Annotated in this window: 23 protein-coding genes and 1 pseudogene; 16 read left to right on the top strand and 8 right to left on the bottom strand. The window is 45.5% G+C overall.

From position 1 onward, the window contains the following. Nucleotides 1–38: 38 nt before the first annotated feature. The 6 genes from DVH26_RS19400 to DVH26_RS19375 all read left to right on the top strand — a co-directional run bounded on the left by DVH26_RS19400 (nt 39) and on the right by DVH26_RS19375 (nt 6,505). Complete coding sequence (locus DVH26_RS19400) at nt 39–959, top strand: alpha/beta hydrolase family protein (RefSeq protein WP_239624283.1); 921 nt, start codon at nt 39–41, stop codon at nt 957–959. Between the two features lie 108 nt (nt 960–1,067). Then, on the top strand, nt 1,068–2,018 hold the full coding sequence (locus DVH26_RS19395; RefSeq protein ID WP_239624280.1) for an alpha/beta hydrolase family protein: 951 nt from the start codon (nt 1,068–1,070) through the stop codon (nt 2,016–2,018). A 539-nt stretch (nt 2,019–2,557) separates the two neighbouring features. Next, nucleotides 2,558–2,965, top strand: coding sequence for a hypothetical protein (locus DVH26_RS19390; protein ID WP_239624277.1), 408 nt, complete (start codon nt 2,558–2,560; stop codon nt 2,963–2,965). A 127-nt stretch (nt 2,966–3,092) separates the two neighbouring features. Further along, nucleotides 3,093–3,752, top strand: coding sequence for a signal peptidase I (gene lepB, locus DVH26_RS19385; protein WP_239624275.1), 660 nt, complete (start codon nt 3,093–3,095; stop codon nt 3,750–3,752). 46 nt (nt 3,753–3,798) lie between these two features. Beyond that, complete coding sequence (locus DVH26_RS19380; protein ID WP_239624272.1) at nt 3,799–4,689, top strand: hypothetical protein; 891 nt, start codon at nt 3,799–3,801, stop codon at nt 4,687–4,689. A gap of 574 nt (nt 4,690–5,263) precedes the next feature. Then, nucleotides 5,264–6,505 carry an MFS transporter gene (locus tag DVH26_RS19375; RefSeq protein WP_239624270.1) on the top strand — a complete coding sequence of 414 codons (1,242 nt, stop codon included), beginning with the start codon at nt 5,264–5,266 and terminating at the stop codon, nt 6,503–6,505. A gap of 154 nt (nt 6,506–6,659) precedes the next feature. Here DVH26_RS19375 and DVH26_RS19370 read toward each other — a convergent pair whose 3' ends face one another. Continuing rightward, entirely contained in the window at nt 6,660–7,403 is a 744-nt protein-coding gene (locus tag DVH26_RS19370; RefSeq protein ID WP_239624267.1) for a glycerophosphodiester phosphodiesterase, read from the bottom strand. A 25-nt stretch (nt 7,404–7,428) separates the two neighbouring features. After that, entirely contained in the window at nt 7,429–8,718 is a 1,290-nt protein-coding gene (locus DVH26_RS19365) for an ABC transporter substrate-binding protein (protein ID WP_239624265.1), read from the bottom strand. A 1,474-nt stretch (nt 8,719–10,192) separates the two neighbouring features. On the opposite strand from DVH26_RS19365, the gene DVH26_RS19360 reads away from it, so the two are divergent. Then, on the top strand, nt 10,193–10,594 hold the full coding sequence (locus DVH26_RS19360; protein ID WP_239624263.1) for a hypothetical protein: 402 nt from the start codon (nt 10,193–10,195) through the stop codon (nt 10,592–10,594). A gap of 361 nt (nt 10,595–10,955) precedes the next feature. Here DVH26_RS19360 and DVH26_RS19355 read toward each other — a convergent pair whose 3' ends face one another. Further along, a complete protein-coding gene (locus DVH26_RS19355; protein WP_239624261.1) occupies nt 10,956–11,168 on the bottom strand; it encodes a hypothetical protein in 213 nt (70 codons plus the stop codon). An 830-nt stretch (nt 11,169–11,998) separates the two neighbouring features. On the opposite strand from DVH26_RS19355, the gene DVH26_RS19350 reads away from it, so the two are divergent. The 3 genes from DVH26_RS19350 to DVH26_RS19340 all read left to right on the top strand — a co-directional run bounded on the left by DVH26_RS19350 (nt 11,999) and on the right by DVH26_RS19340 (nt 13,477). After that, nucleotides 11,999–12,541, top strand: coding sequence for a hypothetical protein (locus DVH26_RS19350; RefSeq protein WP_239624259.1), 543 nt, complete (start codon nt 11,999–12,001; stop codon nt 12,539–12,541). Between the two features lie 210 nt (nt 12,542–12,751). Further along, complete coding sequence (locus DVH26_RS19345; protein ID WP_239624257.1) at nt 12,752–13,081, top strand: hypothetical protein; 330 nt, start codon at nt 12,752–12,754, stop codon at nt 13,079–13,081. 90 nt (nt 13,082–13,171) lie between these two features. Then, the gene (locus DVH26_RS19340) at nt 13,172–13,477 is read left to right on the top strand and encodes a hypothetical protein (RefSeq protein ID WP_239624255.1); all 306 of its coding nucleotides are present in this window, start codon (nt 13,172–13,174) and stop codon (nt 13,475–13,477) included. Between the two features lie 407 nt (nt 13,478–13,884). On the opposite strand, the gene DVH26_RS19335 is transcribed toward DVH26_RS19340, so the two are convergent. The 3 genes and pseudogenes from DVH26_RS19335 to DVH26_RS19325 form a co-directional block, all read right to left on the bottom strand. Further along, nucleotides 13,885–15,477, bottom strand: a complete 1,593-nt coding sequence (locus DVH26_RS19335) for an MFS transporter (protein ID WP_239624253.1) — start codon at nt 15,475–15,477, stop codon at nt 13,885–13,887. Continuing rightward, nucleotides 15,474–15,911: an SRPBCC family protein gene (locus DVH26_RS19330; protein WP_239635428.1), complete on the bottom strand. Its 438-nt coding sequence runs from the start codon at nt 15,909–15,911 to the stop codon at nt 15,474–15,476. Before DVH26_RS19330 ends, DVH26_RS19335 begins: the two co-directional genes overlap by 4 nt. A gap of 769 nt (nt 15,912–16,680) precedes the next feature. After that, nucleotides 16,681–16,941: pseudogene (locus DVH26_RS19325) on the bottom strand (hypothetical protein); the annotation flags it as partial. 262 nt (nt 16,942–17,203) lie between these two features. On the opposite strand from DVH26_RS19325, the gene DVH26_RS19320 reads away from it, so the two are divergent. From DVH26_RS19320 to rarD, 4 genes are all read left to right on the top strand, one after another. Next, nucleotides 17,204–18,061, top strand: coding sequence for a GNAT family N-acetyltransferase (locus DVH26_RS19320; RefSeq protein ID WP_239624251.1), 858 nt, complete (start codon nt 17,204–17,206; stop codon nt 18,059–18,061). A gap of 121 nt (nt 18,062–18,182) precedes the next feature. After that, nucleotides 18,183–18,488, top strand: a complete 306-nt coding sequence (locus DVH26_RS19315; RefSeq protein WP_239624249.1) for a hypothetical protein — start codon at nt 18,183–18,185, stop codon at nt 18,486–18,488. 106 nt (nt 18,489–18,594) lie between these two features. Further along, entirely contained in the window at nt 18,595–19,023 is a 429-nt protein-coding gene (locus DVH26_RS19310) for a hypothetical protein (protein ID WP_239624247.1), read from the top strand. A 250-nt stretch (nt 19,024–19,273) separates the two neighbouring features. Continuing rightward, complete coding sequence (gene rarD, locus DVH26_RS19305; RefSeq protein ID WP_239635427.1) at nt 19,274–20,152, top strand: EamA family transporter RarD; 879 nt, start codon at nt 19,274–19,276, stop codon at nt 20,150–20,152. Nucleotides 20,153–20,452: 300 nt separating this feature from the next. Here rarD and DVH26_RS19300 read toward each other — a convergent pair whose 3' ends face one another. Continuing rightward, entirely contained in the window at nt 20,453–21,445 is a 993-nt protein-coding gene (locus tag DVH26_RS19300; protein WP_239624244.1) for an SH3 domain-containing protein, read from the bottom strand. Nucleotides 21,446–21,925: 480 nt separating this feature from the next. Here DVH26_RS19300 and DVH26_RS19295 point away from each other — a divergent pair, with 480 nt between their 5' ends. Together DVH26_RS19295 and DVH26_RS19290 are read left to right on the top strand one after the other, a co-directional pair. Next, complete coding sequence (locus tag DVH26_RS19295; RefSeq protein ID WP_239624242.1) at nt 21,926–22,879, top strand: ankyrin repeat domain-containing protein; 954 nt, start codon at nt 21,926–21,928, stop codon at nt 22,877–22,879. A gap of 313 nt (nt 22,880–23,192) precedes the next feature. Continuing rightward, nucleotides 23,193–23,663: an NADPH-dependent FMN reductase gene (locus DVH26_RS19290; RefSeq protein ID WP_239624240.1), complete on the top strand. Its 471-nt coding sequence runs from the start codon at nt 23,193–23,195 to the stop codon at nt 23,661–23,663. A gap of 876 nt (nt 23,664–24,539) precedes the next feature. Here DVH26_RS19290 and DVH26_RS19285 read toward each other — a convergent pair. Continuing rightward, nucleotides 24,540–26,015, bottom strand: coding sequence for an MFS transporter (locus DVH26_RS19285; protein WP_239624238.1), 1,476 nt, complete (start codon nt 26,013–26,015; stop codon nt 24,540–24,542). Between the last annotated feature and the right edge of the window lie 50 nt (nt 26,016–26,065).

The raw sequence follows: 26,065 nt of genomic DNA, 5'->3' as shown, positions 1-26,065 counted from the left end.
AGACTAATGCTGAGAAGACCAAGAAAGGAACATCTATTATGCAAATGAACGTAAGTACGTCTACTCCAGTTATCTCGTTTAAGCCGGTAGTACTATCGGCCCCGGGTCGTGGTGAGGATTTGCAAGTGCGGGTATCAGCGCCAGCGACGGGTAGCCAATTGCCTATTATTATTTTCTCGCAAGGCTTTGGTTGGTCGATGGACAGCTACGGTCCGTTAGTCGACTACTGGGCTGCTCACGGCTTCGTGGTCATTCAACCCACCCATCTCGACTCGAGGACGCTGAATCTTCCCCCTGACGATCCCCGTACACCACTGATTTGGCGTTTCCGCGTCGAAGACCTGAAGCTCATCCTTGACCAACTTGATCTTATTGAAGCTTCCGTTCCAGGCCTCAGCGGACGTCTCGACCGAAGCCGTATTGCCGCAGCCGGACACTCCTGGGGAGGCCAAACGGTGAGCATGCTGCTCGGCGCGCGAGTCCTCGATGCCAATGGCGAACCGGGAGAGGACATGTCCGACTCGCGGATCAAGGCGGGCGTATTGCTTTCCACGACTGGCCTTGGTGGAGCTGACTTGACTCCGTTCGCGGCAGAGCACTTCCCATTCATGCACCCGAGCTTCTCTGAGATGAGGACGCCGACTCTTGTGGTCGCGGGGGATCATGACCAATCCCACCTGTCCACTCGGGGACCTGACTGGTTCACGGACCCCTACTTCCTGAGCCCGGGCAGCAAGAGCCTGCTCACCCTCTTTGGGGCAGAACATATACTTGGCGGAATCTCCGGGTACAACGTCGCGGAGACGACGGACGAGAACCCCGAACGAGTTGCTTTGCTCCGGCAGCTTACGTGGTCGTACCTTCGCGATGCGCTCGGCCTCGACAATTCCAGCTGGATAGAAGCCCGCAAAACTCTGGAAGAGAGTACCAATCCGTTAGGCCGAATTGAATCCAAGTAAGAATAATTGTTCACAGCGATCTCAAAGAAGGGACCATCCTAAAAATAGGATGGTCCTAAAAAAAGGAGAGTGTTACTAATGCAGGCTAATCCAAAGGGAGAGCGTTCCATGAGCAAGCCGTTCACTGAAGCTGCCGGTATTCCTGTCAACGATTCCACTCCTGTTATTGTTGTGCTTTCGGTCCCGGGTCGGATTGTGGATTTGCAGATCAAGGTCTCCGCGCCCTCGACGGGGAGCGACCTGCCCGTGATTCTTCTATCGCACGGCCATGGGCCTTCGAACTTCGTGTCATCCCTACACGGCTACGGGCCCCTCGCAAACTTCTGGGCAGCTCACGGCTTCGTCGTTATCCAGCCCACTCACTTGGACTCGAAGGCGCTGGGCCTGCGTGAATCGTATAACCCAGAGGCACCGTTGTTTTGGCGGTCCCGAGCCGAGGACATGCGCTACATTCTCGATCACCTTGACCAGATCGAGGCTGCTGTTCCGGGGCTCGGTGGGCGCATAGACCGAAGCCGGATCGCCGCAGTCGGGCATTCAATGGGCGGGCATACGGTAGGCATGATGTGTGGTCAGGGGGTTACTGATCCGGTCGACGGGACGGAAGTGAATCTGGCCGACCCTCGGATCAAGGTGGGTGTACTGTTGGCTGCGCCAGGCAAAGGTGAGGACCTCGGTGCGTTCGCAACCGAGCACTACCCAGTCTTGAAGACAACTAGCTTCGCCACAATGACAACGCCAGCCCTCGTCGTCGTGGGTGATAACGACTGGAGCCCCGCGTTTTCCGATCGCAAGGATTGGCGCTCTGATGCGTACTTCCTGAGCCCCGGCCCCAAATGCCTGCTGACGCTGTTCGGAGCGGAGCATGGGCTAGGCGGGGTAGCCGCGTACGACGCGAAGGAAACGACCGACGAAAACCCCGAGCGCGTGGCTGCGCTGCGAGCGCTCGTCTGGTCCTATCTCCGTACAGCGCTCTACCCTGAAGACCCCGCCTGGCTCGCAGCGTGTGCCGCGTTGACGGAAACACCTAATCCGCTGGGTATCATCGAATGTAAATGAAGCTCTAAGACGCCGCACGAAACTATTATACAAAGAGCAAAAAACACGACTGCTCATTGGGCGGACTGGTCTTACCCCCACCGCCTCACGCTTGGTTGCGTCGTGATATTGTCGGGGGACAAGGACATTCATCCATTAGAAGCCGTGAATAGGGGGCTGTTGACAAAGTCTTCTTCTAGATAAAGCGCAGATGATCCACCTCAAAATATAGTGGATCATCTGGGTTTTAATTTCTATATGTTGTATCTTTCAAATGTGTTGTACCATTTGTCAACAGCCCCAATATCGCGGCTTTTTTATTTTAATGATGCAAGATCTTGTCCAAGACTGTTTTAAATAAAAACCTTAGCCCTGTAGCCCGTTGCTATGGGGCATTTTTTTTCATTGATCTATGGCAGTTTACAGCAACAAAACCTTGATTACAGCCGTTAAATATGGAAAGTACTGCCTTGTCTTTGATGAACTACATTCTGAATCGGTATTTTTCAGGTTAGCTGAATAACATTGCTTAAAAGATGAATGTGTAAGGTGGGAATTATGTGTTTAAAAGAAAATTATTGGCTTTTATTTGTACCATTATAATATCTGCTCCGATTGTGGGAATTTGTTTTATGCTCATAGAAGAAAGTACAATAAAGGAAATACCTGGGTTAATCTTTACTTATATAATTGCAATCCCAGTTACACTTATATACGGGATTCCTATATCAATGCTTTCCGATATATTAAACAATCAGGTTAGGGGCAAAAGAAGAGAATTCTTTTCATTAATTGTTCATTTATTTTTTGGAATTTGTTTAATTATGGTTCTTGATTCAAGATTTTATCTAACTGAATTCAATATGTTCGACCTATATTTCTTAGTTGCCTCCACAATTATTTCATTCATTTTTTGGGCAGTGGACGAGATTTTGAGGAAATATTATTTTAACATTCGGGCAGATTAACGCCATTCGTTTTCATTTTCTTTAAGGATTGAACATTTCTGATAATAACAGATGTTCAGGAAATTATTGGGGTTTACTGAGGAACACTCCGTATTAATGAGAATTATGAAAGTAAGGGGGACTCTCAATGAAGAAATCAATTGCGATTGTATTCCTTTCTCTATTCGTTATAGGTTGCGAAGAGTACAGCATTACTGATTTAATCACTCAAGAGTCGCCAAAGACAGTTGTAATGACACAGGACCTTATCGCTATTGAAAATCATAACGATGGAATGGTACGTAGGAACTTAGAATATAACTCCAAAGACAAAGGAAAAATAGCTGTCGACCCGAACTATTTCAATCAAAACGATATTAATCGAGGCGATGTGATTTACTATAAAACACCTAAAATTGATAATAACAAATATCCACAACTAAATCCGCCCGAGTATAATATTGCAAGGGTTATAGCTCTTCCAGGGGAAGAAATTGAAATAAAAAAAGGCAAAGTTTATGTTAATGATAAAAGGTTAGATACCTACTATGGTAAGGCTCTCAGTTGGGGACTCGAAGAAGAAGAGTATTTTAAGACAGTCAATAAGCCAGGTTCAGCTCAATGCGGTGATTCATGCCTGAAGACCATGAAAGAATACTTTAACATGGGAATGGATAAGGTTAAAGTTCCTGAAGGGCATCTCTTTGTTATGGGTGATACGTGGTGGAGAAGTATTGACAGTCAAATCTTTGGTCCTTTGCCTGTTGCCACTATCAAAGGAAAGGTATTGGGGTATGCTGGTAACTGATTGAACTAATGGGTACGATAGTGGAGGAGCTCCTACGAGGCGTCCTTTGTTCGTTTGTGGAGGTAACGGGCAGTTTCCTTCAAAAAACAATTATATATTTATTTTGAAAGACTATTATTTTAGCAGCTTTTCATGGGGTGATCTTTTGACGCAGTCGGACTTACGGCAGATGCTTGTTCGCAAGCTGGTAGTCGCTTATTTTACTTCCTGGGCAATTGTTCTTTGGGTGTCCTTTCCTAACATAGTGTTAGGAGGAGCCAACTGGAACGCGGCTGGAAATTATATGTCTTGGGTTTTCATGATTGCGTTATACGCAGTTCCCACCATCTTTCTCTACGGAAGTCTAGTTTCTTCTCTCCTCGAAGCAGCTGCGGCGAGGTTAAAAGTGAAAGGCCCAGGTGAGGTGTTAGTATCCGGTTTGCTTCATGTCGCATTTGGGTTTTGCTGTGGCTTCGTACTTCAATCTTCACTTTTCAGCATCATGGGGGGAGTCGCAGCTATCCTTTTCTTCTGTTGCGATCGAATCATCGTTCGTGCCATCCCGAGCCTTAAGATAAAAGCCCGATTGATCTCCTTCACTGTCCCTGTTCTCCTGTTTGTTCTCATCGCTGGTGCGATCTATGCGACATCACCGCCAAAGCCGCCATTTACGGCAAAAGATGCTGTACAATTTGCCACTTCCGGTAACGGCACTACTATTGACCGGTTTCCCAAAGAAGAGGGCCAAGTTAAGTTGAAAATTGGCGGCTATGACGTTGAGCGGGAAACGAAAGTAGAGGAAACGGCCCGGAAGGAGACTTATAATGTGGTGTTCACGGAACGTTGGCATAAAGGTGAAGAAAACGGTCAATATCAGATGATCTATGAGGTCAACCGCGGAAGCATGGGAGCCAAAGGAGGAAATGGTGCGGAGCCTCCATATTTGCAGTTTAAGTAATCGCGTTTCTATGGCGGGTCAATTGCTGTAACCTAGTTCCTAGGAATGATCAGAAGTATTTTTACGTTAACGGGTACGATAGCTCCATAAAAACAGAGAGGCGGCTGCCGGCATGGATCGGCAGCCGCGTTGAGCTACCCCAAAAAATACTCTTAGCACAGACCCGAAAATGGCAGCACGTAACTATGCCCAGCTTTTATGTTTTTTTAATACTGTGCTTCTAAGGAATTTATGGGACATTAGGACGGTTAAGAGGTTTCCGAGTTAGAGAGAGCAACGTTTTAGAAAACGGAAATGTCCACTTTTTACGAAGATGAAGATGGGGAGGAGGGAAAGAAATGGCTTCGTTTTGTATACTATCCGGAAGGAGTGAACAGTAAATTCAGCCTCAATGTATTTGAGGATTCGAAAGAGGCATTCATTCCTCTGACAGAGTTTTATCTACCCCCAGTGGTACGTATCGACAAACGATCTCTACCATATCCAGCTATTGTAGGTGTTGGTGACCGCTCTCACCATAGTTTTTCAACGGCCCCACTTTGCTTTATTTCATTCATCAATCCGGAGGAAATGTATGTCGCGTCTATTATTCCAGCGTTTAAAGGGAAACAGCAGAGGCTGCTTGGCTTTTGAACCATGTTTTCTCATTCCGTACAGTATGGTGAGTACATATGCCTCATTGTATATGTTCGAGCTCGGCATCACCGAGACTAGCATCGGGTGGATCACCACCATCGGATTGGTCGTCCAGGTGTTTTCTTCGTTTATCAGCGGTTATTTGACCGATCGGATGGGACGCAAATCGGCCATTTTATATTTTGACCTGCTCAGCTGGAGTCTGGCGACGATCCTGTGGGCAGTTTCGCAAAACGTGAGGTTCTTCCTAACCGCCGCGCTCATCAACGGATTTCAGCGGGTGCCTCATACGGCGTTTTACTGCCTGATCGTCGAGGACACGAAGCCTGCCGATCGGACCTATGTATTCACGCTACTGCAGATTATTAGCGTAATCGGCGGCTTGTTCGCCCCCCTCGGCGGGCTGCTGGTGGACTATTACGGCTTGGTGCCGGGCGTCCGCATCATGTATGTGCTGGCGTTTCTGATGATGACCTTCCAGTTCGTGGGACGGCATCTGACGACGCGCGAGACTGAAATCGGACTGAGAAAAATGCGGGAGACCCGCGAGCTCGGCCTGAAGGAAAGCCTGATCGATTATGGAGGGGCGATCCGCGACATTTTATTGAGAAAATCGCTCGTGCTTATCTTCAGCGTATATATCCTGTTCAATTTCCAGGCCACAATGAAAACGACGTATCTATCGCTCTACATGGCTGATTATCTTCATGTGAGGAGTGGGTTGATATCGCTTTTCCCGGCGTTGTCCTCGGTCATCATGTTGCTAACCCTGTGGCTACTGATGCCTAAGATTCCCGAGCATATGGCGAACCGCTCCATGATGGCGGGGTTCATCCTGTCGGTAATCTCCAATGTGATGCTTGTACTGTGGCCAACATCCAATTTAGTCTGGATCGGGTTGAGCACGATTTTGGCGGCGGTGGGGCTGATGATCAGCTCGCCTTATCTGGAAGCCGCCGTGCAGAACGCGATCGACGACGAGAAGCGGGCGAAGATGTTCTCCATGTTGTCCGTGCTTATCCTGCTCCTGACGTCTCCGGCTGGTATTATCGGCGGGTGGGCGTACAATCTCGATCCGCGAATTCCCGTATGGCTCGTATCTGGTGCCTTTGCGGGATCAGCGATCCTGATGCTGCTGCATCTGAGGCGGGAAAAACATATCCATTCACACAAGAGATGAGCTTTACCGGGTTCTGTTAAAGACTCACTTCCTTCTTTGGTAATATCCACGCGAATAGAGTCGGGGGCAAGCCAATAACAAAATAGCTAATCCTGCATAGCTGGAGTATCTTAATGCAATATTCAAATCAGCTTTTACTAAGGAAAGCACTCTACTAGGGGAAGTACTGTTTATCCGGCTGAAATCCATTATCCGTTAAAATCGTATCCGTCGTAACATAGGTGGCCCCTGCCTCTATGTATGGCAATGCTTCTTGCCTATCGTTAATCGTCCATAGGGATATATCGATCCCCGTCTCTGAAAGCTTTCTTACTTCCTCAGGCGTAGCAGTTTTGTAGGAGTAATTCAGAAACGACAGCTTCAATCGTCGGACGAGCTCCATGTCTGCGGCGGCGGGCGCTTTAGCGGATAAGTAACCGAGCTGCACATCGCCGTCAATCATTCGTACTTTATTCAGATCGTCGGCATTAAAGCAGATGAAACTGCACTGTGCGAGCATACCACATTGGCCGACAAGCTGCACGAGCCGCTCCAGATCCGTATCGCGATGAAATTGTTCGATTTCTATAAACACATGCATACCGTATGATTCGCTTACGGCCAGCACTTCCTCCAATGTAGGGATTTGCAGACCGGGATACGCTTCGATGCAATGCCCCCCCACGATGTTTAGCTTGCGGATTTCCTTGAATGTAAAATCTTTTACCATCCCGCTCCCATCAGTCATCCGGTCGACCGTCCGATCGTGATGAACGATCCAACGACCGTCGGTCGTGCAGTACGTATCGCATTCGATCCCCCAGAAACCGGAACGGCCGGCCAGTTCGAACGATGGGACCGTGTTTTCCGGAGCGTGCATGCTCAGTCCCCGATGCGCGATATATTTCGGTGCCTTCATTGGGTTCCCACCTTTTGTAAATAGACTACTTGCCAGCTTGCGTCAAAATGTATTGGTTGATGCTTTGTTCCGCATCCCGTAGCGCGGTATTGACGTCCTTCGTGTTGTTCATTACATGTTCATACTCCGTATTCAACAGGCCGCTAGCTTTGGATTCGTGTATCGAGAAGGCGGGAGACGGCGCCGGTTTGCTTTTGAATATTCCGGCTATATTTTTACCCTTGAGCTCAGGGATATCTTGTCCGAACAATTGGGCATATTTCGGATCTTTCAATACGGACACTTTCGCCGTCTTTTTGACCATGGTCGTCTGCACTTCTTCGGAGAACAGCACTTCCATGACACGAAGCTGGTCGTCTCGATGCTTGCTTGTTTTGAGAGGGATTACGACGTGCAGGTCATACATACCGTAGACGTTCGGCTTGTCCTTGTAGCTGGGGAATTGAGCGACGTCCCAATTCAGCTCTGGATTTTCCTTGAATCGCAAAAACAAGTTCACGGTCGCGATCATCGCCGTCGTCTTATCTTTGATGAACCGGTTCCAGGATGCAGCCCCGCCTTTATCCAAGGTATTGCCTGGTATCGAGTATATTTGCTTGCCGATATCGAACGCTTTTTTGAAAGACTCGCTGTTGACAGCAGCCTTATTCGTTTTCACGTCGACGTTGGTTAGTGAAAGCGGAAAGGTCAAGCGGGCCACGCCGTCGACATCCAGGCCTTTATACTGAACGCCGTTATCCGCGCGGGTCAATTTGGCCGCTATGGCAATGGTGTCCTCCCATGTCATGCCGTCCTTCGGATAAGGTACACCGAATTTGTCGAATATGTCCTTGTTATAGTAAAGCGCATTCAAATTGGCCGAGTACGGGAAAGCGTACAGCTCGCCTTGATCCGATACTGACCGGATCGCATCTAACGCCTGGGGATCGAATCGCGCCAAATCCAATTGTTGTTTTTTGGCCGGAGCGGTCATATCTTCATATACGCCCAAGTCTTTATAACTTGCCATATTACCGTTCCATGTAACGAAAAAGTCAGCTGGTTCTCCGGCGGCGATCAGTGCAGGCAAATCGTTTTTGGTGACGACGTTCTCGATCGTTATGTGCGGGTACTTCTTTTTCAGCGGCTCTTGGATCAGATCGTTAAAATCTTGCGCTGACAAATAATTTCCGCTCTGATACAGCTTCAAAGTGACCGGTTCCAGCTGGCGGTTCTCGACGCCCGCGGACGGTTCTTTGCCTGATCCCCCTTCACACCCAGTTAGTAAGGATCCGACTGCCGCTGCCATCATCCAAGCATAGCTCTTTCTTATCATTGCGCCCTGCTCCTCCTCTGTTATATAAATAAAACGATGAGAAAACGGATAGGAATACACCGCCTAAGCGAAAGTATCACATCCGGATTTTCTCATCGTCTCCATCCGAAAAATATGCAATTTATGATCGAAGAAATCAAACATATGATTTTTTCAATCATTCTCCTTGGTATTGTACTTCAAAAAAATGGTTTTTACAATAGATTTCACATTAAATTTTGTTAAATGGAGGGGGAACTTCCTAATATTTACCGAGCTGCTCCATACCAGCCAGATAGGCATACGTTTCTCCTGGATTTTGCCAAAAAAACGGCACTAATACCATGTTCTCGATGCCTCTACTTTTTTGCAGCGTTAAGATACTCTCGGTAATGCAGCAGCATGCTGACATACATGTCAAGGCAGATCAGATGGCTTTGGAATGGCGCCTGTGGAATGGATTTCATTCGCTGCGGCCGATAATGCTCCAGCCTTTTCCATTGCTCAGTGATCGGAATATACAACCCAGTCACTGCATCGCGTCTGACCTTATAATTTCGGGAGTTTAGCGCAATAGCGTTTTTATTTGCGATACTGTTCACTGTACAAAATATGAGCAAAATCTGAACCTATAAAGATATAGATAGGGATTCCAATATATGGTACTATATGGGCGGGTTGATGGAAGAAGGGTGGAGTAGATAATGACAAATGATAATTTCACAAAAGCTATTTATTAGGAATTTTAGCTTGTTTGATTGTAATAGCGTTTAAATTGAGTAATAAGGAATATATTCAATCACCAGCACCAAACGTAGATGTTAATAACCAAGGTGGAAAAGTAATACAAATTAAACCTAATAGAATGTTATTCATAGGGGAGTGGTTGGGAACAACTTGTCATTTTTGAAAATAATCCAGATACTAAAAAATTGAAGTAGTCAGCTCGTTTACTTATGAAGATTATTTCAATAATCACAAAGAAAATGGCATTCCTGTAAGAACTGACAAATATGGAAACTAAGCTAACGGGTACGATAGCTTAATCTCAATTCTAAAAATGCACCATCCGGCTAAAGGGGGATTTAATTTTTAGAATTTGGCTCAGAGTGAGGAGGGCAAGAATGGATTGGGTGTTTATCGGAAGTACTGCAGATGACTCATTTTTGCTGAACGGGATATATCTTTAAGAAAAAATGGGTTGACACGGGTGGGAAGGCTGCCGTGATAGACCCGATATACAAAGCTAAAAAATACTTTACCGTTGAGGGATGCCTTCATCAGGCTATGTGCTAGCTCAGCCTATTGTCCGTTTGAAAAAGTAAAAGGTACGATAAAATAAAATATTTTCTTTTCGATGTTGGTTCATATTTAGGCTTCTCAAATTATAAGATCACCGATATTATCTGTAAAAAAGAGGAATTTCGTTGCGCTAACGGCGAACTATAGATCAATTGGGAACGGCGGAAGACGATCAAACTTAAGGAGTAATAATATGGCGCCAGCAGAAGAAACAGTACCGTCATTAGAGGAACTTAGAAAAATTGCTAATAGATATGATTTAAAAATAAATGAAGAATTAAATCCACATACAGGTTTTGAACTTTTCTCTGAGGAGCTTGAATGCGGTTTCGCTGCAACAATAATTAGCGATTTTTACTTATTTAGTATTGATGTGTATAAACCTTATATTAAGTTTGTTACAGAGGCACTTGCAGGAGTGCTTAGAAGCTATAGTTTACCCACAGGCCAATTAAATGAGGACATTCAAGAATTTAATAACACTCGTTTAGAAATTCTGACAGAATATGAGCGTTATTGGGTTCAATATCTAACAACTGAAGAAAAGAACGATGAGATTCTCTTATTGCGTTACAGACGTTTTGTGGAAGAATAATGTAACTAACTCCACTGAACTCCTGATCTAATTTTCTAACGGCATAAGCATGATGCGAATTTTGGGTGGAGTTTCCGAATGTTGAATTACTCAATAATAAAATCGTGATGCCTGCTGAAATAGCTTTAATTATTTCGGAGGCAATCATACAAGGTTGGAAACCTAGTGAGAAAGGTGCGTTATTAAGTTTAATGGGAGAGGATCGGAACTCCACAGCCCAGAAAGTCCTCTCATTAGAGGGGACTTTTTACTTATGACCCATACGAGACAAAGGTTTAATTATAGTGCATACATAGCATCGATGTTCTTTCCCTTTTAACTGCCTGAAATTATCACAATAAGCACATTTCATGCATCCCACCTAATTCTGCTCAGAACGATTTGTAGAACCAGCAGTCTGAGCTTGTGTCGCTTCATTTTTAGCTGAAGTTGCTGCTTGATTACTAGCTGGTTGAGACTGTGATACTGCATTACTAGCTGGTTGAGACTGTGATACTGCATTACTAGCTGGTTGAGACTGTGATACTGCATTACTAGCTTGATTGTTTGCTTGATTTGATTGTTGGGTAGTCATTTTTGACTCCTTTGTAAAATTTTTTTGTGCTTAATCAGCACACCATTAATATTAACAAGTAGCTACTCATTTATTTATGTTTCTGACAACTTGGCTCATGGCGAATATTAATAGTTCAAAGAACCATTGCGCTAACGGGTACGATAGGTGAAATGATTAGACTCAGGAGCTGACGCCACGGCGATCTGCTTCTGATCGTTGAAGTAACGGGCAGGATAATTGAACAGCTGGATAGAATTTCTTCTTTTGATGGGCAAACGTTTCTACGGATTGATGAATTGAGATGCCGGATTAGAATTAGCTCATGAATGGAAGGAGTCCAGCAAGGAGAGCGCTTGGAAGCAGTTGGCTGAAGAAGAAGGGGTTCGACTACTATCCTTCAGTAACGTTCGTGCCGAATATGATGATGGTTGCTATTGCAAGGGCCATGCGGATCTTGTGTTCGAGGTGAACGAAAGCCCGATGCAGGTTAGAGCTGTGATTACGTATGGAGTAGGTGCAAGGCCGAAACCAATATGCGCAATAACACCCTCGGGGATGCAAGGCGGTTCCATTTCGCAAATTGCGGCATGGAACTCACTGGCATGCGGGAATAGCTCGTTTTGAAAATATCTGTTAAGTTGGAAGTAGAGGTTTGTAAACTAACGGGTACAATAGTCAACAAAATCCATCGGGCGGCCGCAGCGGACGAAACGGGCAGCCTTATTAAGTTATTAGCAGGGTAGTTTTAATAATTTCTCGAATACTTTTATAAGAAATAAATTAGGAAATTCAAAATAAAGGCGAAATATCGCATTAATCTATAAAATCGTAAGAAGTTAGGGTGAAATATGAAGATTTTTTCAAATAAAGATAATGAAATTAATCAAGATATATTATCTTTTGATATGGAAATAGAGACTAGAAGAGAATACAAAAATATAACAAGAGTAAAAGGGAAAATGGTTCCTGTTGTTGATTGGAGAATCTCCCTATATATCAACAGTAATAAGTTGAATGAAGACGATGTGTTTGTTGAAGAAGAGTTTTTTAAGTCTTTACTTAATCCAGGGAAATACCCTTTGTTCACATGTACCTGTGGAATATTTGGTTGTGGAGGTTATTATGTTCAAGTAATCCACGAGGACAATAGTATGATTTGGGTAACAGAGCAATCCCCTTTTAAGGATCGTAGTTTCAAAAGTTCGAATAAGTTTGTCTTTTCATGGGATCAAATTATTAGTTTCTCTGAAGAGTTAATACAAAATTTTGAGAATCTCAAAAGTATAATGAAAATTAATGACTTAGATTTTAGTTTTGATATTGAAAAATATAACGGGATAATAAACAGAACTAAAGAAAAACAATCAATAAAAATTGTTAAGCGAAATTGAAGAGTTGCTACCCCCTCAAAAACATTATTTCAAAGTATTGAATTCACTTGTTCCTAATCTTGTAACTATTAATGAATCGGTTGATTTTGATATGAACATCAGAACAATAAAAGACCATTCTCATAGGGCTGCCGCAGTAAAATTTGGGCGGCTCCCTGTGCTCTCGGGAGGATACTTGAAGTATAAGCATACGGATTTAGGGAGATAGGAATGACGATAAACAAAAAGACCTCCAGAAAAATTGTAGTGAATGAAGAACATTTCGTTTGGACTGTTTCCCCTGGAAGTGGATATATCATCATGATAGCGGAGCTTGAATCCTATAAAGGAAGACGGCTTGAAGTGTACATCGCTTCAGATATAGATAGCCTTTGGGTGAACTTCCCTAACACAGAACATCTGAACATAAAAGTCATTAGACCTAATGTTGTAGAGTATTTTATCAGACAAGCGTTTGAAGAAGGATGGAATCCTAAAGAAAAAGGTGCACCCATAGTATTTAAATTTGACGGGAAACAACTCGTGAAAAGAAATAACTAAGACGTTAACGGGCAGTTTAACGCAATTTTTTTCATACAATAATGGTAAAGTACGTAATAAAGGTGGTGGTTAAGAATAAGGAATATCGGTTTGCTTCTGATTATCACGGTTGTTGTACTTGGAGGTTGTACTGACGGGTCATACACATCTACAACTTCGTATTTGAAGGTTACAGATAAAAAATATTCTGATGATTATAAGGAAGCTTGGATTATGGCATATAATCCATACGACTCGGAAAAGAAAAATGTGATAAAGATTGTTGTTGAAGAACCGATGGTTTGGAATTTAATTGAAAAGGGCAGGGAGTATTTTTCATCATATAGTAAAAAAGGGGAAAAACCTTGGGTATTAGAACAGATTGCATTTCCAAGTGATGAAAAAGCATTAAGATAGGATTTAATCCGACTTTCGGATTAAGCTAACGGATACGATAACTCAATAATTATCATCATGACAGAGCTGCTGTGTTGAACGGCAGCTTTATTACTAGTGACGGGCAGCATTTATTTATAAATTGGAATGCAACATTTAATAGCTATTTTTAGTCAAACATTTATAACGAACGATGTGAAACAAGCAAAGATGAAAAACTAAGTGACAATGCATATTGAAAAACCACTAAAGCGGAAAGAGACATATCCCATCAAATTGGATGAAGTTGAAGCAGGGGTAAAGCCAGGTCACACTGCAAACGTGACCGGGTTTTACCCCATTCGACGGTTCGAATCACTCTCTCAACCAGAGAGATGTAATCATACTACCCAACGGTATCTTACTTATCGTATAACTATGCAGTGCAACTAACTTGTTTCTTCGGCAGCGCCTGGTACTGCTTCGGGAATACTATCGGCTTGGTTAGACTGAGTCTCTCCGATTGGTTGTACATATCGGAGCTGCGTCATGACAAGGATGATGATACTTAGCATAATTGCTCCGCTGGCTGCCGCAACGGCGTGCATCCCGCCTGTAAAAGCTTCACGGGCACCGGTGAGAAGTGCCGTCCCGATCTGCTCGGGGAGGCCTTCCGCTACGGTTACAGCTCCGGCCAAGCTGTCGCGGGAAGCTTGTACCGAGGATGCCGGCAAGTCGGTAGGAATGGAGCCAGCGACTTGATCGCGGTAAATGATCGTGCCGATGCTGCCTAGGACCGCGATGCCCAGCGCGAAAGCGAATTCGCCACTGGTCTGCAACATGGAGGCCGCCGATCCCGCCTTCTCGGGAGGGGCTGAGCCGATGACTAAGTCGCTTGATAGGCTCGGAAGCGGGGCAGAGCCTATGTTAAAGAAGATATATCCGATCACCAGAATCGTGTGATCGGACTCAACCCCCACTTGGGTCAGCAGCAGACAGCCAATTGCCGAGATAAAGAGACCCGTCCCGATAAGGCGGGCTGGGCGGATTCGGCGCGCGATGAGCGGCGAGAGGAACATCCCGGCCATCGACGCAATTACTCCGGGGAGCATGTACAATCCTGCCTCAAGGGGCGACAACCCTTGTACGAACTGGAGGTGCTGTGCGACGAAGAGCATGGTTGCACCTGTCAGCGTAATACCGAACATGCCCCCCAATGCGGCGCTGAACCCGGGGCTCGTAAACAAGCGAAGGTCCAGCAAAGGGGACGTCAGACTGCGCTGCCGTGATATGAACACCGCGCCGAGGACGGCACCTGCCAAAATTAACAGCAAAGGCACTATTTGCAGACCATGCTTGGCGATTTCCTTGAGGCCGTATATGACCGGTAGAATGGTGCCCAGTGATAATAAGACACTCGTCAAATCTATCCGCCCGGATTCAGGGTGACGGTACTCGGGCAGTAGCAGCGGCCCGGTTATTACCAGAAGCAACATAACCGGGACGCCCAACAGGAATACCGCCCCCCACCAGAAGTGATCTAACATGATACCACCAATTACCGGTCCAAGTGCCATGCCGCCCATGGAGCACATTAACCATATGCCGACGGCTAGGGAGCGCTGCTTTTGGTCGCGAAACATGTTACTTATCAAGGCTAGTGTCGAGGGTGATACGGTCGCCCCGGCGATACCAAGCAATGCGCGGGCCAAAATAAGCATCTCAGCGCTTCGGGAGAATGCTGCCAATATCGAGGCTATTACAAAGGCTGACCCGCCCAACAACAGCAGCTTGCGGCGGCCGATTCGGTCTCCCAGTGTGCCCATAGTGATTAAAAATCCTGCGAGCATGAAGCCGTAGATGTCAATGATCCACAACTGCTGGGCGCTGTCGGCGCCGAGGTCGGCACCAATATGCGGTAGTGCGAGAATCATAACGGAGAGGTCGATCGAGACAAGAAGAGCGGGCAGGGCTAGTACGGCGAGCCCTGTCCATTCCCGAATGCCGGCTTGTATCTCATTCCCTTTCACAGCGTTCATCATTCGTTCTCCAGCTGCTCGCTCAGCTTGTCCAGCATAAATTTTGTTCCGTACTCGCGCTGTTCTGGCGTATTATGGCCATCGAGGAAGGCGCCTTGCTCATAGATGAGCTGTGTGCCGTTACTCACTGGCTTAATTTCCGCCGTCGTCAAGGAGACCGAAATCCTTGTCTCCCCCTGGTCCAGGGTATAGGTATAAACGATGCGACTGTTCTGAACGATCTTTTGATAGCAGGCGTCGAAAGTAAAGATCGGACCGCCTGACGGGTTACCGCGGTTGATCTCTCGTCCGCCGACCCGGAAGTCGAACTCGTCGGCCTTCGGGTACCACCGGGCTTTAGCCGACAGGTCCGACCAAGAGGTGCATACCCGCTCGGGTGAAGCGCTATAATTACGCTCTATAACAAATGTAGTGTACTTTATGGATCGTTCGTTTATAATATTTTCTCCTCCTTGGGGCGGCTCATCCGGATATCGCCGAGATAATCATCAAGCCGGTCGAGGTGAGGATTCCAGCTCGCTCGCCGCTCGGCAAAATATTTCTAATGACTCATCCTCATGGCGCTCAATAATTTGGCGAAGTCTTGAACGGTCAACGAGATCTGGATGTGGTATTACTATGTTCGAAACGTTAATCCCGTCAATTTCGCATGTTTCCGAAATTTCCACTCTAGTTTCGTGATCATCCCCTTTTTCGCGCGAGGTATTTACCGGTGTGTTTGATTATAAGACATTACGCTACGTAAACTTCAAGAGTTAGTATAAAGTTTTTGAAATATTTGTAATGGGCTGCTTAGTTAAATTGCAGGTGCTACTGGAGGAAATAAGGCTGAAAATAACGTAATTGTCTAAATCCGCGCCCTGTGGATTATAGGCTGTGCATTCTTGTTTACTGCAGGTCTTTTAATTAGTGCATGGACTGAAGGCGATCAGCAGCGTGGTAATTATCATTCGCAAACGAAGCCGCCCGACCTCTAAGCTTGCTCTTGGTAAGCCGTGAAACGGGGAGTGCCTAAAACCCCAAGGTGGTTGTCGAATCACAATCATAAATAAAAGCTCTGAATCTGTAGTCTTGAAACTTAAAAAACCCGGAGGAAGTACACTTTTCATTAAAAATGCCTTCTTGCGGGTCACCGTTTAGATTCGGGGTTATAATACACCTAGTCCCCGACTACCTACGATGTTTGTGATCTAGACCCTTGACTTGTTATTTCTTCGACGAAGTTTCCGTTTTATGTTCAATAATTTGCAATACTTTTGGTTCAACAGCTTTTAACAATTGTTCATTGGAAAGATTGCTTTTTGGAACATCGCCACTATTTTCGCCTTGAATTTATAAATCAACCTGTGTTTTTGCAATGACATCAACCACTTGTTGTCTAGATACATTTTTAGATGCAGCAATTTCCACAACCGATTTACCTTTTGCTAATTCTTGCTTTAATTCCGTTGGACTAATTTTTCCTTCTGAGCTTAGAAGATGATCAACAAGTGAGTTTAAATGAGATTGTAGAAATTTTCATTATTCCGAGTAATCGTTCAACAAACGGGAGAACGTTAGTTCGATGAATAACCAAGACGTGCCTGCCGGTATGGATCAGCAGCCGCGTTATACTAACGCGCAGTTTTCCTCAGTGTGGATGAAACTGCTTTTAATTAAAGATTACCTTGTAAATATTTACTTATTTTGTATTATGTAGAGAATGAAACTCGCAAGGGAGAGAGTATGGATGTCTATGATAGTTCGACCTTATAGTTCGGATTTAGAGGATAGTGTAATGAAACTAAGCCATAAAGCATGGGCACTTTTTAAACACAACAAAGATTTTGAGCACCAAAAGATGAGCTGTGTATTCAACGAAGATAGTAAACTCATCACTGTAGGATATGTGCGTCAAGGAATAGCTGATGACCACAACGTAATGGAAATTGTGATTCATGTTAACGAAGAGGGTTCTGAGCGAATTGATGAAGTGAGGAAAATAATATACCCTTCATTAGTTGATATCTGTTTAGCGATTCGTAATCCTGGAAAGAAAACAAAGTTGGTTGCGTGGGATGATTTTGATGGTGATAGAGAATTTTTCATAGAACAAGGTTTTTCTTCCTATCAAAAGTATTACTTTGCAAAGCAATCGTTGAGTGAATGCATTCCTAAATTCAAAATGCCAAGTGGTGTTACTATACGTCATCATCCCATGAAAACAAAAGAGGAACGAGTAAAATACACTGAACTTGAAAATCAGTTTTATCAAGGTGTTGTATATAGAAGCATCAATATGCTGGAATGGATGATGGGGGGACCAGAATTACACACCATTGGGGCGTATGAAGGCGAGGAACTTGTTGGAAGCGTTATGTGTTGGCAAACTGGTGCGGTTGAAAGGTTGTTTGTAATCCCACGATGGGGAAACAAGGGACTTAGTGAGTTTCTAATAACTAAGGCATTTGAATATCATCTAAAACACGGGCGAATTAATGTTGAGACGTTGGTAAATGAACAAGAAAAGGATAAGTTACTTTTGTTGGAATCATTGGGTTACAGTTTTCCTGTGAAACTGGAACTTCTAGCACTCGATATTCAATAGAAAAGATCAAGGAATTATTGAATGTGTGATTCCGCTAACGGGTACAATAGCTCAACACGACGCTAATATCTTGTATGTAGTATAGGGGAAGATGATGTAAATCGAGGTGGTCAGGATAAAAATGCTTATTGGAATATTGGGGTTTATCGTGTTAATTTCTATCCCCTTATTCATCTACTTTTTAAAGCCTAAAAGAAGTTTCCGCTCAAGAGTAGTTCTTAAAGAGAAAGAAACATTTACTGTTATGGGCGCTGCAAATAAAGTGACATCATATGAGATTACAGTAATCAATGATGATACAGAGATAATTACATTAGCCACTTATAATCCAGATCTCTTCGAGTCACTCAATATTGGTGATATTGGAATTGCAGTTATAAGAGGGAATACATTGGTCAGATTTGAGAATACCAAAAATAACCGATAATATAATAATCAAACAAGACGCGGCTGCCGGCATAAATCGGCAGCAGTGTTACGCTAACGGGAGATTAGTTGAAAGACTCTACCCATTATTTAAGGAGCTAAATAAGATGAGAGATTACCGAGCATTTTATTCATCATCAAAAAATTGTTTAAAATTTCTAATGATTTATCCCCTTGAAAGCGAAAGAGATATAAATGGCGAATTGCAAATAAACGAATTGATATTCGAAAAACGTCCTTTTATTGATGAAGTACCAACAATACATTGTACAAGTCATCCGTTTAATGGTTTCATAAAAGATAGAGAGATAATATTGACTTTCACAGGGGAAGCAAAATCGCTAAATCCTAAATGGAAAGACCCGATGATTGGGGTTATATGGAAGGGATCTTTAGGGTCCGAGGAAATTGTTTTTTCTAATGTAACATTTAACGAACCCTTATATTTTAGAGTTTTAGAAGATGATGAGGCTTATCACCGGATGCTCGTGGACTTAGGTGAGAGATTATTAAATTTAAATACCCATAATGATTAAGCTAACGGATACGATAACTCAACAAACCGCCTTTTGGACGTTCCGCCGAAATACCTAAGATTATCTCATAGAACTCGACGAGACGATAATGATGCGTACAGAAGCAAAATTCACGGGATGCCATCCTTCCTATAATAATTGATACAATACCGTAACATATTATTTGGGCCAAAATATTAATCCCTTTACTTAAATGATGATCGAGCGTATAATCCGTTAAGACATCGGAGTGAGAAGAGGGAAATTGATTATGAACAACGGGTTGGTCAATGCTATTATCGCGTATATCATGTGGGGGGTTCTCCCGCTTTATTGGAAGTTGTTTAACGATGTGCCGGCAGGCGAGATTCTGTCACATCGGGTTGTCTGGTCGTTCGTCTTCATGGGTATTCTCGTCACCGTCCAGCGTCGCTGGGGTGACCTGAAGCGGATTGCGGCTAGCCGCTCGCTCCTGCTGTCGCTCACCGCTAGCGGACTGCTGATCGCTGCTAATTGGCTCATCTTTATCTGGGCTGTCAACAACGACCATGTCGTCGAGACAAGTCTCGGTTATTATTTGAACCCGTTGCTGAACGTGCTGCTTGCGGTTATCTTCCTTCGTGAGAAGCCAAACCGTGGCCAATGGCTCGCGATTGCCATCGCTGGCGCCGCGGTGCTCATCATCGCCATCGACTACGGACGGTTCCCATGGATCTCAATCTCACTGGCCGCGACGTTTGGCTTGTACGGCCTCGCGAAGAAGAAGATCGGACAAGACGCTTCTGTAGGCTTGCTGTCGGAGACGGCTGTAGTCCTGCCTGTTTCGCTCGGCTACTGGATCTATTTGGCCACCGTGGGAAAGACGACGGCATGGACGCTACCTGTATCCACGTTTGTCGAACTGCTTCTTTCCGGCGTGGTAACAGCGCTACCGCTGCTTTTCTTTGCGCGAGCGGCCGCCCGGATGACGCTGTCCACGCTCGGCTTCGTACAATACATCGGGCCGACGATCATGCTGTTACTGAGCGTATTCGTGTTCAAGGAATCGGTCTCGCCGGTTCTTCTCATCGGCTTCGCGCTCATCTGGACAGCGCTTGTCGTATACGCTGCGGCATCAGTTCGCGGCACGAAGCTCGCGAAGGCGCGCTGACGGCAAACACGTCCAGCCACCCGGTACCGTCATAACAGCCATTTCCGTCCGCTGGGGAGGAGATGGCTGTTTTCTGTATGGGGTTAAGCTAACGGGTACGATAGTATAATCATAAAAACAGGAGCAGGCGCCTGGCGACCTGCTCCTGAATCGTTAAAGTAACGGACAAGATACTTACATGGTTACTCATAAATAATTAGTGGTAGCAGTGCTGGGGGATATAACGATAGGCGTAGAGCCCTTGCTTAACCGCTCCATTGTGGTTAGCTATAAGGCTGTCTATCATAAACCCCAGGCCGCTTATAAGCTGCTATCCGGCTGAATCCATAGATCCCCGTTCCAGCTGTGAATACGATACCAACGGTGTCCCTCAGAATCATCCCACTGCTCAAAAGCCTCCACCTTCTGCGGGCTGAGCAGACCGAAAATTGGGTGCGATGTCTGGGGGAACAAATGCAGCTCGGTCAGTTTCGTGAGTTCGATGGTCTCGTTAATCTTCTTCGAACCCTGAGGCTCGGCATAGGCCGGATGGATCCAGAACGTATCTCCATTCTCACCACGTACGTGGTATTCACCATTCTCCGTCCTTTCTAATGCGAACACTTTCTGCGGGGGAATGAATCGCGCATCCGATGGCCGCTGGAGCCGATAAGCTGTATCGTATTCCTCCATAAAGAGAGTTTCCGTCGGCAGTACCATCTCTTGATTTAGAACCTCTACATTGACCAGCATATAAGGATTGGAGACAAGCCATTGATCGCCGACCCAGGAGGTTTCAATCCGGTAACTGTTGGTCAAATAGGAGTAGGAAGAATCAAAAATCGCATTCGCATGAACCACTTGAGGGGTAAGCACGACGTCTGTTTTGGAAGACTGAGCCGGTTGGCTGTACAACTGTGCCGGCCCCAATAGAAGAATATAGGAATCGATAGGCTTGATGACACCTATCTTCTCCTTCTCCAAGTGTATCCACAGCTCCCCAAGCCACGTCGTCTTGACTCGAATCCAAACTTTCTCACCAGACTCTTTGGTATACCACTCGTTCTCCGCTTCGACGGTCTCCACATCCTGGGGACTGAGTAATGCCCAGGGCTCCTCGGATTCATCCTGCTCGGGATAAAGCGGCGTATCCTCCAGAAGCGAAATAACGGGTGGGATACTCGGCGGCTCAAACTTACTTTGAGCAAAGGCATGGGAGGAATTCACCTGATAAACAAGGCTCGTGAAAAAAACAGCCAACCAGACAGACATCAGTACGACTCGGACACAGCGTCTCCAAACCACAGTTCTCACGATAACAAGTTCTCCTTTGCATGAGAGGATTTTATCTCATTAGACGCTTCAAAAGAGATCGGAGTTTCTTTGGACGGAAATTATTGTATATCACCTTGCCTACATCCTACGATGGCCTTTATTGTGAAACTGGTTGTTGTGGTTTAGTTACGGTTGCTATCCCCAACCGACTTACCTGCCTCTTCAGATGTTGCTCCCCTAGATCGAAGGAAATGGTCCATGTATCAGAATAATATTCAGGGAGTAGTTTGCCTGACTGCTCCCTGATTGTCATTGAAGTAACGGGCAGGATAACTCAATGAGAGAACCGAATTGGTTATGAATATAAATATAATGTTAGGAAGGTGAAGACTCCATGATGAATCAAGAATTGATAAATGCGTTCAAAAATAAAGATGTAGAGACTGTAAAATCATTACTTGCTTCAGGCATCGACTTGAATTATCGAGCCTCAGGAACGGCTACATATCTAGAATATGCATGGGCTATTATAGAGAATATGACTTTACTATTGTTAAATTGTTGATTGAGTATGGCGCGGAAATAAATCATCCTTCATTTCCATCAATTATCTGCGCTTCTGGGAGAGGAAGAATCGAAGAAATTCAATATGTGCTTGACCGTGGGGCAGATATCAATGCAATATCTCATGTCGGAACATCCGCATTATGGAAAGCCGCTTATGATGGACTTATTGATGAAATAAAATTCTTACTCCGTTCAGGTCTAGATATAGACAAGCACGGGGGACATGCTCTTCAAATTGCAGCCAGCAGAGGGAAAATAGAGATCGTCCGACTTTTGGCGGAGGAAGGGGCCGACATTAATTATCAAGTCTTTGATAAACACCCTGACAAAACCAATACTCCGCTTCATAATGCTGCTTTATATGGTCATTTACAGATTACTTGTTTCTTGCTAGAGAAAGGAGCCGATCCTACATTAAAAAACCATTATGGATACCGCGCGTTTTCAATTGCTAAAAGCCAAAAAAATAAAGAAATAATGGATTTAATTGCTTCTTATGAGCCGAAAGAACTGCATGATTTGGATAATAAGATCACGGAATTGAAACGCTCTGGATTGCCAAGTGCAATAATAAAAGCATTAGGTGAGGAAAGAAAGCGTGTTGAACTTCCTGGCTCGAAGTATATGGACTTTATCGAATTTTGTTCAATTATGGATGTTACAGAAATGGAGTTTGAAGGCATTCGTTTGATAAATCTGTTGTTTGACGTTGATGCTTACGATTCATTAGGTTTTTTAGTATGGATTCCATCAAAAAAAGCTCTTGGAAGTTATGACGTTGAACACCAGAATTTAAATATACTTCATGATGCAGATTGGAAAAAATTCAATAAGTCCCCAAGTGTATTTATAGACCGTATTCTCGATGGAGAATATGAGATTGATGAAGCAGATGGAATAGAATAGTTAGTTATGTCGTTCAACTAACTGGTACGATAGTTGAACGAATAGATCAATCTAAACGTCAAGCAGCTTTATTGGCAGTTCCTTTTGACATGCTCGAGGGTAAGTATAATCACAATTTAGACTCGGCTGCTGCCATAGATCAGCAGGAGATGGTGGAATCATAAACCTATTGACTATGACATTAGAGTTATGGTTTATACTTGCGATATCAGTTGAAAGGACGTGGAACTGAATGGAAGAACGACGTCTTGTAGTGCTAAGCATATCCGGAAGTCTTCGCAAGGAATCTACCAATTCGAGGCTGCTCTTATCTATGGAGGAAATGATGCCTACAGGTGTGGATTTTCGTCAATACAATAAGCTGGAAAGCTTGCCACATTTCAGTCCTGACTTAGATGCTGACAAATCCGAACCGCATAAGGCGGTAGTTGAATGGCGGGAAAATTTGCGGTCAGCGAATGCGATCGTAATCTGTACGCCGGAGTATGCTCGTGGAGTACCAGGCTCGCTCAAGAACGCGCTCGATTGGGTCGTTTCCTCAGGCGAGTTCATGAATAAGCTAACAGCAGTTATCAGTGCATCCCCGCATGCTGAGGGTGGCGCGTCAGCGCTAGCATCATTGATACTGACTCTGAAGATAATGAGTGCAGCGATTCCCGAGCAAGCAACGCTCGCCGTTCCGTTTGTCAGTAAAAAGCTAGGACCAGATGGAAGGGTTATAGACGTGGATACCTTATCTTCGCTACGCAATCTCGTTCGAGCACTGTTGCAGCCTTTGAACTAATGGGTACGATAGATTAATAAACAACTATGACAAGGCCGCCGGCATGAATCGGCGGCCTCGTTACGCTAACGGGCATGTTTAGTTGAAGATTAATTACGGGGAACCGTACCTTAAGTGACGGCGAAACTTTTTATGCGGCAATCCGAGGAAATACATCCCGCAGAGCGGCCGTCCATTCTCGCGGCATATCGAAAAAGGAAAGGTGATGGCCCGGAAAAGTTACCATTTCGCAGCCGAGCTTCTCCGCTAAGATGGGAAGTGTTACTCAGAATACTGCAAACAAATCGTCACAATATGCGAAGTGTTCGAGATTGTTGTATCTTATATCCGTAAAAAGAATTTAACGATTAAACGATAAGGGGGCATTTCCGTAGGTCAGGAACTTGCGGCTGCTATCGCCATCGAATTTAAGAACAATCAGAAGGTGCTGAATGCGATCGAAGATGAAACCCGGCAAACCATCCTAATGGCTTTGATTCAAGGGACCGACATGCGTGTGGGCGAGATCAGGGGACACCAACGGTTGCCACCAGATCTACCCGGTTCGGTTGGGAATTCACTGGAATCCGTATTGGGGTCGATGCTATACCGGATTTTTGCGAGGTACGTCGAATAGTAAACGATTTAGCCGGGTTGAAATGACTAAGCGACTAGACGGCCGCTTTATCAAGGATACGTACCATTCTATCAACTCCTCATTCGTGATGCCACAATTTATGCTAGAAATATAGGAACTGACTGGGTACATGGACATTTAAGAAGGACATTCGCTCTGAAACTCAAAACGGATGTCCTTTTTGTGACCTACATTAGCGACTGATGGAAAGATAAAGCAAGTTCTTCAGTGGCCTCGTTGCGCGGTGGGCTTCTTTTCTTTTACGATAGACGGGCTCCGCTTCGCCTCGCCAGCATCAATGCCAGCGGCAGGATGAGCGCAGTGGCGGCGGCCAGCACATATAGGCAAATGTTAAACGCGTCGGGATAGGCGGAGACCGAGCCGGTATGGGCTCCAAGAGCGTTAAGCCAAACGATGCCGATCAGGGCGATTCCGATCGTAGAGGCGATCTGTATGCTGGTTGTCATGACACCGGATGCGGAGCCGATGTCCGTTGTGCGGATTTTCGCCAAAACGATATTAGTCAGTGGCGCGGCGACGAAGCCTTGACCGATGCCGAGCACAGCTAAAGCGGGAATCCATACGCCAATATCGGATGAAATCCCGGTCGTTTGGACCGCCCAACTAAGCAGCAGGTAACCTGCTGTCGTCAAGATGGAACCGACAGTCAGTACATGGGCTCCAAGCTTCGCGGCGACTCGGGAAGAGAACAGCGATGCGAGGAAATAGCCCATTCCCATCGACCCGATTACAAGGCCTGCTTGCAGAGCTGAGAAATGAAGTCCAAGCTGAAGCATGTAGGCGGCAACAAGGAAGAAGGCACCCTGCGTTGACATCAACAGCAGCACGACGAGAATGCCGAACGTGAACACCTTATGCCTAAAGAGGTCGACATTCATAAATGGGAGACGACCGCTGCGCAACAGTCGCTGTTCATACCAGGCGAACAAAACCAACACAGGGGCCGACAAGAGCAAACTGACGACAAGGCCGGCGGGCCATCCTTCACGCTGTCCCTGCACGAGCGGATAGACGAGCATCAGCAAGCCGGCCGCGGCGAGAGCGGCTCCGATCCAATCCAGTCCTGCGCGATCAGGCGAGCCGGATTCCGGAATAAACGGAATCAGGGCCAATATCAGAGCTCCGAGCAGAACGCTGATCAGGAACACCGTTCTCCAATCCAGATCCCACAAATTTATGCGGAGAAGCAGCCCGCCGATGATCTGACCGGCCGTCGCCGCGATTCCCTGGGTCGCTCCATACATGCCGAAGATCGCACCTCGACGTTCCGGAGTATAATTGGCTTGAATAAGGGATAAAACCTGCGGCATAAACAGAGCGGCACCGACACCTTGCAAAACGCGCGACGCAATGAGCATCGTGACGTGGGCAGACAAGCCGCAGAACAGAGAAGCGATTGTGAAAAAGGCCACTCCGATGAACAGCATTCTCCGGCGTCCAAATCGATCGCCTAGCCGGGCGCCTATAATCAGCAGAACGGCGAACGTAAGCGTATACCCGGTAAGTATGAATTGTACATCGGCGAAGCTGGCCCCGAGCCCTTGCTGGATTGAAGGCGTGGCCACGTTCACGATGAACGTGTTCGACACTGCCATAAATACAGGTAAAAGCAGAGCCGGCAGCATTAGACGCGATCTGCGACCGTCTCCTTTGGAGACGGGGGCGCGAGTCCGCTCCAACTGGGCGGAAGCGTCCGAAAGTGTAGTATTTGGCATAGAAAGTTCCCCTTTCTCACTACTCGCTTAATTGACTGGAGGCGAGAGGA

It is taken from the genome of Paenibacillus sp. H1-7 (genome assembly GCF_022354825.1).
Lineage (GTDB): Bacteria > Bacillota > Bacilli > Paenibacillales > NBRC-103111 > Paenibacillus_S.
The sequence above is the reverse complement of the archived record's forward strand: the minus strand, read 5'-3'. Positions and strand labels throughout refer to the sequence as shown.